Genomic DNA, 13,090 nt, shown 5'->3' on the forward strand with positions numbered 1-13,090 from the left:
AACCCATCGTTTTATGAGACCACAATGACTAATCACCGCAATGCACAAAACCATACTCACTATGATGTCATTATTATCGGCGCTGGCGCTTCAGGGTTGTATTGTGCGCTCACTGCTGGTCGCCGTGGTCGCCGCGTATTGGTATTGGATCACGCCAATAAAGCGGGCAAAAAGATTCTGATGTCGGGTGGTGGTCGCTGCAATTTCACCAATTACTTCGTTGAGCCTGAGCACTTCATCGGTGCCAATCCCCACTTTTGTAAATCAGCGCTGAGCCGCTACCCGAGCTGGGAGTTTATCGGCATGGTAGAGTCACATAAAATTGCCTACCATGAGCGCGAGCACGGCCAGCTGTTCTGTGATGACTCGGCTCAAGATATCTTGAGCATGCTCCTTGATGAATGCACGGCCGTAGGCGTACAGGTAACACTCAATGTTCAGATCGACCACGTGAAAACTGCTGCTCAGGATAAGGATGAACGCTTTCAATTAACGACCAGCAAAAAACTTGGCAAAAAAGACATCGCGAACGGCACTCAATCTTCGCAGACACGCTATAGCTGTGAGTCATTGGTTGTCGCCACGGGCGGTTTGTCTATCCCAACCATGGGAGCAAGCGGTATCGGCTATGAGTTGGCGCAACAGTTTGGGCATACACTTGTGCCAACTGATGCCAGTCTCGTACCGTTTACCTTCACTGACAAAACAGGCGAGCTTATCCGCGCTTTGGCTGGTATCAGTCTGCCAGTCATTGCCAGTAATGAACGTATCTCTTTTAAATTACCCGTCCTATTTACCCATCGCGGACTGTCTGGCCCTGCCATGCTACAGCTCTCCAACTATTGGCATACTGGCGAAACCATCAATATCAATCTGCTACCTAAGATAGACGTCACTGAGCTTTTGCTTGCTCGCAAAAAATCGCATCCACGTCAGCTGATTCGTACCGTATTGGCAGAAAACACGGACAGTGCATTGCCAAAAAAACTATTGGCAGCACTACAGACGCATTTGTGGGAAGACATCAAAGATACGGAGCTTGCCAATATCAAAGACGAGCGACTCATGGCGCTTGGCGCGACGCTCAACGGCTGGCAGCTTAAGCCTTCTGGCACTGAGGGCTACCGTACCGCTGAGGTCACACGCGGCGGTGTAAAAACCGATGAGGTTTCCTCAAAAACGATGCAAAGCAACTTGCAAGGCGGCTTGTACTTTATCGGTGAAGTGCTCGATGTGACTGGCTGGCTTGGCGGCTATAATTTTCAATGGGCATGGGCCAGTGGGTTTGTGAGCGGTGAAATCGTCTAGGGCGTATCCTCATATACCGTCAATATTTGGGTGGCGACTGGATAGCTTTGAAAATAAACACAACATAAGTTTGTTTTTATAGTAGAATTACCTAGCAACATTCATCTTATTGATAGTAATGCTATCGTCGGTTCAATATAATTTGGATACGTGAGACACAAAAGAGGCGAGTAAAAGTACTACCACGAGTAGACCAAACAAGCCTAACTCCGTATCCAATTTATATGGGATTGACCATACTTAGACTTATGAGGCAGTGCATGCGTCCGATCAAACATATTCATGGTGATAAAAAACCGCATTGGGTAGGTGATGGTTTTTATGTAAAAACCTTAATCAACCATCTTGAAGAGGATCCCGATTTTAATTATAGCCATACCGACCCGTTCTTATTATTTGATTATGGCCAGCCAACCACCTTTGCTCCAAACCCCAATTATAAAACTCAACCGCATGGCATCGGACAACATCCACACAAAGGCTTTGAGACCGTAACCATTGCTTACGCAGGTGAGATTAGCCATGCTGACTCGACAGGTGGGCACGGGGATACGTTGGTAGGTGATGTACAGTGGATGACCGCTGGTCGTGGCATTTTGCATGAAGAGTTTCACTCCGAAGCTTTTGGGCAGCGTGGCGGCGTCTTTAGTATGGCGCAGCTGTGGGTAAACCTACCAAGCGCAAACAAACTGACTGACCCAAATTATCAAAGCATCAAACGGGCAGAGATACCTATCGTTGAGCTGATGGATAGTAGTGATGCAGGCCGTCACAATATCGTCGGAAAAGCCGCTATCGTCGCTGGTGAGTACCAAGCGATAACAGGCGCAGCCAGTACCTTTACCCCCATTAATGTATGGGATATTGAACTGCACACAGCAGGAACAACCACGCTACAAGTACCGAACACGCACAATACACTGCTGTTGGTACAAGAGGGCGAATTGCTCGTCAATGGCACGTCAGTCGATGCTGGTCATTTGATTCAATTCGACGCACCGACTCAGCACTGCACTGACACCCAATCGCAGCAAAAGCTTGCGACCGATACGATTGAGCTACAGTATCCTGCTACCACAACCGACGGACAGATATTGCAGCCTGTCAAACTATTACTACTGAGCGGAGAGCCCATCGGTGAACCAATCGCCGCTTACGGCCCCTTTGTGATGAGCACTCAAGAAGAGCTAAAGCAAACCTTCCGCAATTATAAGAAAGGTAACTTTGGGACATAATTAGGCCATGTCCTCAATTCAAACGATAGTCATCTAACTGGCCCGTGTTTGATATTCGACCATGTCACTGACAGAGACTATTTGTGAATATCAAACACGCCTTGGGCTAAAGAGAGCTATATTTTGCCGATATTTGACGGCAGTTTATCTCATTTTTATCTCCATTTTGGAAATGAGGACACACCCTAATATTTACACATATAAAAAAAGGCCACCTGACTATGGATAGTCAGGTGGCCTTTTTGTGTTGCATGATTTAGCTAATAAACCATTATGCTTGATCTAAAAATGGATAGTCGGTGTAACCTTCAGCACCACCACCATAAAAGCTGTCAGGGTGCTGTTCATTGAGCGGCGCACCTTGTTGGATACGCTCGGCCAAGTCAGGATTGGCAATATAATCACGACCAAAAGCGACGGCATCGATGTAGCCTGCTTTCACATTTTTCTCTGCTTTTTCGGCAGTATAACCACCAGCCGCGATAATCATGTTATCAAATGCATCACGGACATGCTGACGGAATGTATCGCTATAAGGCGTGCCACCAGCCCAATCAGGCTCTGACAGATGTAGATACATCAAGCCACGCTTGTTAATCTGCTCAATTAGCCAGATATTCTCATCTTCGTTATAGCCAGCTTCTACATTGTTAAATGTTCCAAGCGGTGAGATACGGATACTAACGTGATCAGCATCCCAAGCATCCACACAGGCATCGATAACATCTAATGTTAAACGTGCACGGTTCTCGCGGCTACCGCCGTATTCATCTTCACGCTGGTTGGTTTGCTCAACCCAGAATTGATGCAATAGATAACCATGGGCACCATGAATCTCTACCCCATCAAAGCCCGCTTCTTTGGCATTTTTGGTGGCCTGACCAAAATCAGCAATGACTTGCTTGATTTCATCAAGTGTGGCTGGGCGTGGCGTCGTTGCTTCAACGCGGATAGCTTGGTTATTGCTATCACGCAACGAGGTACGTATACCGACATGGACATCAGAGGCAGAAATTGGTGCTTTGCCATCCGGCTGTACGCTCTCATGCGAGACCAGACCGGTATGCCATAGCTGTACCACAATCTTGCCACCTTTGGCATGGACATTATCAACGATGGCTTTCCATGCGGTGATTTGGTCTTGGGTATGAACGCCAGGTGCACCTGCATAGCCTTTTGCTTGAAAAGAAACCTGCGTTGCTTCAGTAATCACAAGCCCTGAGCTAGCACGCTGTGAGTAATACTCGCTAGCAAGTACAGTTGGTACGTCACCAGGCTCTACTGAACGCAGACGCGTCAACGGTGCCATAATGATGCGGTTTTTTAGCGTTTGCGTGCCCATTTTTACGGATTCAAATAAATTATCGTGTGCCATGTTATGCCTTATTATGTTTGTCGTTATAAATTGGTTTTCTTTATTATGAGGTTCATTACTATTAATTAAAGTGCTCGACTATTCATTAGAGTTCTCAACTATTAGTTAAAGCTCTCAACTATTAGTTAAAGTACTCGCAAATAACTGGCTTAGAACCATGAAAAATTGCGAGCCATTGAATCAATAGTACTGGGTCAATAGAATATATCGTTGCCTATTTGCTAAGCAAAGACGTATATTGAACGACCGTTATCTTTATAGGGAGTGTCCGTTATTATTCAAGTAGACTTTACAAACAGAAACACTGCTTTATATTTATTTAATAAAGGACAATACCTACTATCTCGACAGCCTATTAAAAGGTAAAATCAACATAAGCAAACAATAGTTTTATTATTTGTCTATTAGAACTCATTCTAAACTATGAATATTTATATTTTACGGCATGTTAAAAGGATACAGTCTGTGCAAAAAAATCAAGTGTCATTCATCATAGGTTCAAGCCTGCTGCTCGTTAGCACTGTTACTGTCACTGCATGCCAGCCAACCTCGAATACCCCATTACCCCAAGCACAAGCTGTTGAAGAATCAAGAATATCAATGGCTTTAGAAAATCCTGAGCCTAGTAAAAAGAGCTTAGGTGTAGATGCGAAAACCTGTGTACAGCTCAATCAGGCAATGCAAAAAGTGGATGGTACTAGCAAAATTGAAGATATTTATGCCATTCAAAAACAATTAGATACTTGCTTACCGACGGCCAGCAATGCTGAAGTAATAGAATTATTGAGCAGTTATGAGTCAATGTATAAACAGTTTTTAGTAGGTGATTTTGATATAGACGATGAAAAATTTAACAGCATTGTCTATGACTTATATTATGAAGAAAACGTAACATCAAAGCAGCTAGCGACCCTAAGCCCACGTTCACAATACTTAATTGGGCTAATACAAAGTGGTGCCGATGTGAGATTCCGTGACTTAGGGGAAGGTTGGTTTTCATTTGATCATGACATGCTAGCGATGGTAAACATATTTGCGCCTTATCTACGGAATGACCAAGCAGCATTTATCCAACGTATGGCACAAGACAATCAAGAGAGTTTTTGGATGGATGCATCCATTGCTGTCTCTTTTGCAGAGTTGATCGAACGTGCAACATTTTGGGAAAATTATATACAGCAATATCCAAATGGCTATGCTGTGCAAGATGCCAAGATTTTATTGAACTTATATCGCTATGTGCTTTTCTATGGAGTAGACAATACACAATGGACAGATGATGCTATCCATCGGTTTATGGAACCTAATTATAAAAAAATCATGCTTGATTTAGCCAGACGTCCCAACAGTATATTAGCCAAAAATGCTCAGCTTTTTCTTGGCTTCTTGGCGTTACCCGATAGTGAACGACAGACTAAATATCCTGTACCTAGCACAGATGAAGATGGTTATGAAATACATGATTGGTCCAAAGTGCGTTATCAATTACACCAAGTATTACAAATACCCTCTCCTTGGGATGTGCAGCATCATAGAGATTGCTTAAATGGTATCTCTTGTGTAGACGATCCCATATCCTAATTTTAGAAATAGTAATTAGCTATTCTTGGCCAATCTAGATGACTATCAACTGGATTTAGAACATGCCCTACTCACTCTTTCCTGCTACAGGTATAGAAATAAAAAATGAAGTTGTTATCACTTATTCAAAACAAAAAACTACCGCTTATCATAGGTTCAAGCTTAGTGTTTGCCCTTACCGCTTGCCAACCTCCCTCAGATAAAGCGACCTCATCAGAAGCACAATCAACAACCCCTCAAAGCACAACGCCTGTCGCAGAAGCAAAGACGCCGAAAGAACTCACTAAAGCATTGGTGGAGCTATCGGAAGAAACATTAAAAGAGCGGCTGATTTGTAGCAAGCTTAATGACACGATAAATGCTATCAACAATAAAAATGAAATCGAAGACATTCATGCGGTTCAGCACCAGTTAACCGCTTGCTTACCAGTGGCCAACAACGCTGAAATATTGCAATGGCTAGCAGAGTATCAGGCGATGTATGCACGTTTTCTGAATGTTGATAGCGCTATAGACGACAGCGCATTTTATGACTTGATGAGTAGTATTGAACAAGGTAAAAAAGTTTCGGTGACACAATTAAAAGCAGTGAACCCTCATGTTCGATATTTGGTTAGTTTAATCATGAGTAGGTCTGACGTCAGTGTGCGCTATTTGGGTGAAGGTGATTATGAGTTTCATCACGACCTAACGGCTATGGCAGATATATTCATTCCATATTTACCAGAGGATCAAGCGGCCTTCGTCCAGCGAATGGCTCAAGACAACCAAGGAATATTTTGGTTTGATGCAGCGATAGCTTTTTCTTTTGATGAGTTGGTAGAGCGTACCGTCTTCTGGGAAGATTTCATGCACCAGTATCCACAGAGTATTTTTTATAACGATGCTAACGTGTTATTCAATATGTATCGTTATTTACTGTTTTTTGGGTCAGAGAATACCCAGTGGACAAATGAGGAAATGCGCGAATTCTATGACTCAGATAACGAACAACTGATGGTGCAGCTGGCTCAACGCCCTAATAGTAAACTGGCTAAAAATGTGCAAAACTTTTTAATGTTTATGGATCAATCCGATACCGAACGTCTTAAGCGATACCCTATACCTGACAAAGATGAAAACGGTCGTGAAATAGATGAGCGAAACATCACACCCTATCAATTGCATAAAGCATTAGACCTATCGTCGCCATGGACCGTCACTCAACATAGAAATTGTTTAAATGGCGTTATTTGTGTGGATGACAATGCTCAATAAAGTCAAAACACCCACATTATTCCGTACATAATTTACGACTTTATCATCTTTTTAATAGACAACTCTAAAGACAAATATGTCCCGATTAGTATCACCACTGAACCGACGATGGCTTGGATATTTAGGGCTTCACCAAGCAATAAGTAGCCTAAAATAATGGCAAAAATCGGAATGACTAAGGTGATGCTGGTGGCTCGTGTCGGCCCGATATTTTTGATCAATTGATTCATAAAGATGAGGGCAATGGCTGTTGAAAACACACCGATAGAAATCACGGATACCCACGCTTTTGCACTGATTTCTTTGCCATAAGGAAATTCATTAAAAGCAATAGGCAGCATGATTATGCTAGCGATGATGAGTGATCCTGCGGTAATCGCGACTGGCGAGACTTCATATAGATAGTTTTTGGTGATGTTAGCCCCGAGCGCATAACCCACACAGGCCAACAATGCATAACCCATCGGTAATAGCCCTTCGATCAACCCCTTCCCTGGCTCACCGCCACCAAACAAGCTTTCGCTCATCAATATCATCACCCCAATCACACCGATGACCAGACCGAGCGCTTGTTTTTTTGATAGCCTATCTTTAAAGAACACTCTAGCAATAAAGCCACTCATCATCGGTACAGAGGCATTCAATACGGCCAGCACGCCTGCGTTTACTGACTGCGCAGCAAAAGAAAACAGCATAAACGGGAGCGCCGCAGAAAACAAACCAACGAGTGCCAGCATTTTCCAATGCTTTTTAATACCGACTCTGTTTTTCTTTTTTAGCAATACAAAGATCAGCATGACCAATCCAGCAAAGATCACGCGCAGACTGGCAAAGGCCAGTGAGCCAAACTCAGGCACGCCAATACGATAAAAAATAAAGGAGAGTGACCACATAAAAGAGAGTGTCACAAAGATGATGAGGTCACGGTTGGTCATTGAGGAATCCTATTAAGCGCTTAGACTGTGTTTGCCAACTCATGTCGGTCTTAAAAGTCTATTAAGTGATAAAAAGCTCATGATGATAACTTGTTAATCGCTCAATGGGGATAGTTTTTCTATACTCATCACTCACTTTTGTTTACAAATTTACTTTGTCTAAAATGAAATCGATATCTTTATCACCGCGACCTGATAAATTAACCAAAATGGTCTTATTTTCGGGCGTTGCTGTAATGGTTTTATAGCTGAGGTAGGTTTTGAAGTGAAGATGATATGAAAGCTAATGCTAGTTACCCCAACCTTTTCTAAAAAGTATGTAACTACTTAGCATCGTCCTATGTTTGTTCCGTTCGCTATTTACTTTATCGTTTACTAGGATGAATACGTTCTTTTAGAATCTTAGCTAAATTTTCAACAGATAGTGAACCGAAATCCATAGTTGCTTGTATTTCTTTGAAAACGGCAAGCATCCTTTCATGACCATCTAAAGAAGGAAAATGCGAGTTGAAATTTCGACCTTTAAACTCTTCAAATCTATCTAATTCATTGACGATAAATGATGCTATCCCCATATAAGATGATTCATTGTTGCCATCAAAACCAGGAAACTTTGGGTTTTCACCAAATGGCTTAGTAACAATTTCTTGTAAGTACTTTGTTTCTTTTTCTGAAAGTTGTTCATAGCTATATTCTATAGAGCTCCACATACCTAAAATATCAAGAACTTCTTTAACAATATCCGGATCATCTTGATCTTCGAAAGGTACTCCAGAATACTTCCAAGGTATCGCCCAGATGTTGTTACTAAAAATTGCAGAGCGAATGAATTCTGATTCAATTTCTCCGTTTATTTCTAATCGATCATATAGCTCACTCAGCATTAAAAGTATAAGCTTTTCACCATCTGAAATTTTCATGATATTTACCAAATTTATTTAGCTGAAACAGGATACTCCCGCTGCTCATCAGCGAGGTCTTTAACAAAAGGCATAAAACTATTTATCTTATAATATATGCGCTTTCCTACATTTTTTATGATTTCAGGACTGGATGCTTCTGATAGTTCTTCAATATCTTTTTCTAAATCATCGTAAAGCGAACTAGCTCTATTCACAAAATCATGAGAGAAATTTGAACTTTGTTCATTAATAAACCTTGCGTACTCTTCAACATCCTTTGCAATACTATGATAATCAACTCCTTTGAGCTTTTTCGTATTGCAGGAAGGTCCTATTTTTGAAACGACAGATAGTATTCTATCTGTTTGTGCATGAACCTTTGACACTTCACCTAATCGTCTTCGATCAATCATTCCGTTTCTAATTTCCTCTGATTTAGAGGCTGATGCAGCGGCTTTATTCGCTTCCAAGAATGCCCATACAGCAGCGCCTATAGATGCAACCGAACCAAATATCGATAATAAGCTTTCCATCTATTCCTCGAATTTCCTTTATACTTCACTAACGCAATATTCAACAGAATAATACTAGCGAGAATATATGGTTTTTTATGTTGCAAGAGATAGTTATATACTTTTCCACTCACTCATTCTTTGTTGAGATATTCCTACTGCATTCTCAGAGAATAGTTCAGGATAGCGAAGTATTACTGCTTCAAAAGCATAAGCTTCCAAACCCATTTCTAATAGCACAGTGTAACCTTTCGTTTCGGCTTTACGATTAACAGCACGCTCGACAGCATTTATTATTCCGTACTTTTGAATCATAGGCCAAGTTCTTGATGCACGTGTTTTTTTACCATTATTGACACTTAGAACTTCTTCATAAGCATAGACTGCCTTTATCGCTTCTCTCTCAGCAGACGTTTCAGCCCCATAAGCTTCAGCTTTTAGTTCAATAGCGCGCTCTTTTGCTTGCTTTACCAAATCTTCTCTACCTACAGTCAAAGCATTTTTAGCAAAAATTTTACATTTCTCAGGAGTGTCTAAGTTTTTCACTCTATCATCCATAATCAAATTCCTTCTTATTCATCAGGCAGCTGGTTTTCACTAATGCCTTTTGCTTACTTAGTTTCAGTCGTAATCATAACAGAAGGAACTATAGTAGGTTAATTTTTCACAAATTCATCAGTATCATTAAAACCACTCCCTCCACCATATCGCCATTGAATTCCAACCTCACATCGGTAAGAATGGTGATACCTATATATAAAAGCCAACTCATAAAACCTAATAAATAACCTTCTACTCAAAAGGATAAAAAATGAAACTGCGTATCTTAAAATCTGCCGTGACCAACCCTTGGTTTAACCTTGCAACCGAGGATTGGATATTTAATACCCTCAATCCCGACTCGCACACGCTGTTTCTATGGCGTAATTCTGAGACTGTGGTCATCGGACGCTCGCAGAATCCGTGGGTGGAATGCAAAATCGATAAAATGGAAGCTGATGATGTGTTTTTGGCGCGGCGTCAGAGTGGCGGCGGTGCGGTGTTTCATGATTTGGGCAATACCAACTTTACCTTTTTATCACCTAAAGACGACTACGACCAAGCAGCGAACTTTACCATCATCATTAATGCGCTGAAAAAATTAGGCATAGATGCTGATTTATCTGGTCGTAATGACATGCAAGTGGGTGATAAAAAAATCTCAGGCAGTGCCTTTAAACATGCAGCGGATCGCAGCTTTCATCACGGGACATTACTCGTCAATGCCAACATGCAAAAACTCGGTGACTACCTCAATCCGCATCCACTCAAGCTAAAAGCCAAAGGTATAAAATCCGTGCGTGCTCGTGTGGCAAACTTAGTTGAGTTCAATAACGACATCAATCATGACACGCTGTCTGATGCGATTATCGAGGCGTTTTGTGAATACTATCGCGACAAAGATTATGGCGACACTGCGCCAATAGAAGCGTTAGATGAAGCCAGTCTATCTAAGCAGCCTAGTTTGCACAAATACTATCAGCAAATGGCGGATTGGGATTGGCGTTTTGGCAAGACCCCTGAGTTTACCCATCATATCGAGACACGCTTTGATTGGGGCATTATCGATTTGCACCTTGATGTAAAGCAAGCGATGATTCGTGAAGTCGTTATCTTCTCTGATGCGCTAAACGTTGAGTTGATTGATCTGTTAAAAGAAGCTTTGACTGATAGCAAATATAATCGCAGTGACGTAAAAACTAAGCTCTATGAACTAGGCACAACCCATCCTGATGTAGCAGCGCAAGTGAATGACGTATCTGAGTGGTTGAGTGGTGAGATGGAAGGTTAGAAAAACCGCCCTTCCCTTCTCCTTGCCTGCCTTTATACTATTCAAAATTAATATGCCAATTATTTTTAAGCGCATCGAGCTTAGGCACGACACATGACTTATATTCGTTGTCAGGCTCGACAAATATCAGAATAGTATCGCCTGTTCTTTTATCACTGATGATTGAGAAATCACTGGTCACCGACTCGCCGACAATCTTATTGCCATCTCCAGTCTCATACTCATAATGCACCTTGACGCCTTGCCCAATACTGACAAAAGGGATCGTGTATTTTGGCATGATAGATACAATCCTTGCTGATTTTACTTGCCCATATTTATAGAGCTTAAGCTCTTTGCTAGTCGTTACTATTATATAGAGTAAAAATGGCAATCCGAATAGCAAAAAAGGTATAGGAGCAAGGAAAAACAAAGTCGTAGGGAAGTGATAAGGCTTGATGTTTTTGATAGCCGACTGACCATTGAGAGATTTAATCGTTATATCGTCACCGGCCGCCAACGCCTCTATCTTGACCTCTTCGAGCACTTTATATTCAGACTCAATTGCTTGACCATCTTCTATATATTGATATGAAATCACTGTTGGATGCAGGCCATTTACTGTGACCGTATAATCGGTTTCGATATTGCTAATCTCGGCAGTAGTTTCTATACCTTGGGCATCAATTAACTCATAGTCTACTTTTGGCATATCATTACCAGTCAAAGAAAATACTAGGGTAAAAATAGTCGCCATTAGTAAGGCAAAAAAGGCGAATATAACTGCAAAAAATATAGCAATAGGCCGCTTTTTTAAGATATTTATAATGGTCGAGAATGTAACGGATCTTTGAGCAGAATTCATGCGTCAGTTTCGCTATGTCAGAAGTGATAGTAGGTAAAGAAAACATACGCGGTCATCATAACTGATAATGAATTTAAGTTGAATATTGTTTAGTCAATCAAGTATAGTGGCTAGTGATAAAAGACCCGTCATAATGAACTATCCATGACAGATCAAACATAATGTATCAGATTTTACAAATTACAAAGAGGTAGCACTATGGCAGCCTATATCACTGTCGGCGCAAAGACCACACATGGCGGTACAGTAATAACTGGCTCACTGCAAACCACTCATTATGGTATCCCTATCGCTCGCAAGGGCGACAAGGTCGTCTGTAAGAAGTGCAAAAAAGTCGTTACGATTATCACAGGTGACCCGTCCTATATAGTGGATGGTGCGCCTGTTGCCCGTGTAGGTGATATGACCAGCTGCGGCTCAAAACTGATTGCTAGTCAACAAGCGTTTTCGGAGTCGGGTTTTGATGTGGGCAATATTGAACCATTGCAGTCTGCAAAGTCGGACTCAAAAAGCTTGCTTAACAACATAGATGAAGATATTTATGATGATAGATTTCAATTACTGGATCAACATAGTCAATTTCCACTAGCCTATATCAACTACCGTTTAGATTATGACGGTAAATCGGTTGAAGGTACGACTGATGAAGAAGGGTTCACTGAAGCCATTGGAGCAGATTATCCAGCGGAAGTGAGTATTAAGATACTATTTGATGAGGAAGAGTAATATGTCAAGAAAAGAAATTGATTGTGGTAATCGTCATCTTACTGAAAAAAATAACAGTGATCATAAGTGTATTGAAGTGGATGCTGGAAGAAAGCTAACTTCTGGTGAAGAAAGTCTTATTAAAGAAATGTTTGGTAACAACATAGATTTTAAAACCGTTCGTATTTATAACAGAAAATTATGGTCTAAACAAAAGGACACTATGGCAATAGCACCTAATGGTAGTATATATTTTGCTCCTAAGGTGCATAAAAAAGATTTTTCTTTAGCTTCAGATACTAGTAAGCATTTTTTTATACACGAAATGACTCATGTTTGGCAGCATCAAAATGGGCAAATGGTAGTTTTACGAGCCGTAAGTGAACAGATATTTATAGAATATCCAAGTCAAAAATTAGGGTTAGGGCATGGCGCGTATAAGTATGAACTTGACCAAACAAAAACCTTACTAGATTATGGAATTGAACAGCAAGCATCTATTGTTGCGGATTATTGGGCACTGAAAAATGGACTACATATTGAACTTAGAAATTCCATAAGAGCTACTAATCGTAGTGAAGCATATTTAACTCACTATATAATAG

13 protein-coding genes are annotated in these 13,090 nt (G+C 41.2%); 7 read left to right on the plus strand and 6 right to left on the minus strand.

Going from position 1 to position 13,090, the window contains the following annotated elements; translation table 11 throughout:
• The first annotated feature begins 24 nt into the window (after nt 1-24).
• Nucleotides 25-1,308, plus strand: coding sequence for an NAD(P)/FAD-dependent oxidoreductase (locus QL982_RS01835; RefSeq protein ID WP_290164356.1), 1,284 nt, complete (start codon nt 25-27; stop codon nt 1,306-1,308).
• A 260-nt stretch (nt 1,309-1,568) separates the two neighbouring features.
• Nucleotides 1,569-2,543, plus strand: a complete 975-nt coding sequence (locus QL982_RS01840) for a pirin family protein (protein WP_290164357.1) — start codon at nt 1,569-1,571, stop codon at nt 2,541-2,543.
• A 271-nt stretch (nt 2,544-2,814) separates the two neighbouring features.
• On the opposite strand, the gene QL982_RS01845 is transcribed toward QL982_RS01840, so the two are convergent.
• A complete protein-coding gene (locus QL982_RS01845) occupies nt 2,815-3,918 on the minus strand; it encodes an alkene reductase (RefSeq protein WP_290164358.1) in 1,104 nt (367 codons plus the stop codon).
• A 465-nt stretch (nt 3,919-4,383) separates the two neighbouring features.
• On the opposite strand from QL982_RS01845, the gene QL982_RS01850 reads away from it, so the two are divergent.
• Together QL982_RS01850 and QL982_RS01855 are read left to right on the plus strand one after the other, a co-directional pair.
• Complete coding sequence (locus QL982_RS01850; RefSeq protein ID WP_290164360.1) at nt 4,384-5,499, plus strand: hypothetical protein; 1,116 nt, start codon at nt 4,384-4,386, stop codon at nt 5,497-5,499.
• Nucleotides 5,500-5,604: 105 nt separating this feature from the next.
• Complete coding sequence (locus QL982_RS01855; protein WP_290164362.1) at nt 5,605-6,756, plus strand: hypothetical protein; 1,152 nt, start codon at nt 5,605-5,607, stop codon at nt 6,754-6,756.
• Between the two features lie 32 nt (nt 6,757-6,788).
• Here QL982_RS01855 and QL982_RS01860 read toward each other — a convergent pair whose 3' ends face one another.
• The 4 genes from QL982_RS01860 to QL982_RS01875 form a co-directional block, all read right to left on the minus strand.
• Nucleotides 6,789-7,691, minus strand: a complete 903-nt coding sequence (locus QL982_RS01860; protein WP_290164363.1) for a DMT family transporter — start codon at nt 7,689-7,691, stop codon at nt 6,789-6,791.
• Between the two features lie 365 nt (nt 7,692-8,056).
• Complete coding sequence (locus QL982_RS01865) at nt 8,057-8,611, minus strand: YfbU family protein (protein WP_290164364.1); 555 nt, start codon at nt 8,609-8,611, stop codon at nt 8,057-8,059.
• Nucleotides 8,612-8,625: 14 nt separating this feature from the next.
• On the minus strand, nt 8,626-9,126 hold the full coding sequence (locus tag QL982_RS01870; RefSeq protein ID WP_290164365.1) for a hypothetical protein: 501 nt from the start codon (nt 9,124-9,126) through the stop codon (nt 8,626-8,628).
• A gap of 93 nt (nt 9,127-9,219) precedes the next feature.
• Nucleotides 9,220-9,663, minus strand: coding sequence for a hypothetical protein (locus QL982_RS01875; protein WP_290164367.1), 444 nt, complete (start codon nt 9,661-9,663; stop codon nt 9,220-9,222).
• A 253-nt stretch (nt 9,664-9,916) separates the two neighbouring features.
• Here QL982_RS01875 and QL982_RS01880 point away from each other — a divergent pair, with 253 nt between their 5' ends.
• Complete coding sequence (locus QL982_RS01880; RefSeq protein WP_290164368.1) at nt 9,917-10,936, plus strand: lipoate--protein ligase; 1,020 nt, start codon at nt 9,917-9,919, stop codon at nt 10,934-10,936.
• 37 nt (nt 10,937-10,973) lie between these two features.
• On the opposite strand, the gene QL982_RS01885 is transcribed toward QL982_RS01880, so the two are convergent.
• Nucleotides 10,974-11,672, minus strand: a complete 699-nt coding sequence (locus QL982_RS01885; RefSeq protein ID WP_197099700.1) for a hypothetical protein — start codon at nt 11,670-11,672, stop codon at nt 10,974-10,976.
• Nucleotides 11,673-11,978: 306 nt separating this feature from the next.
• Here QL982_RS01885 and QL982_RS01890 point away from each other — a divergent pair, with 306 nt between their 5' ends.
• A complete protein-coding gene (locus QL982_RS01890; RefSeq protein WP_290164370.1) occupies nt 11,979-12,506 on the plus strand; it encodes a PAAR domain-containing protein in 528 nt (175 codons plus the stop codon).
• Nucleotide 12,507: 1 nt separating this feature from the next.
• Nucleotides 12,508-13,090 (plus strand): hypothetical protein (locus QL982_RS01895; protein ID WP_290190136.1); only part of this gene is annotated, 583 nt, incomplete at its 3' end.

Origin of the sequence: Psychrobacter sp. 5A.1 (genome assembly GCF_030407455.1) — a bacterium.
Classification (GTDB): Bacteria; Pseudomonadota; Gammaproteobacteria; order Pseudomonadales; family Moraxellaceae; genus Psychrobacter.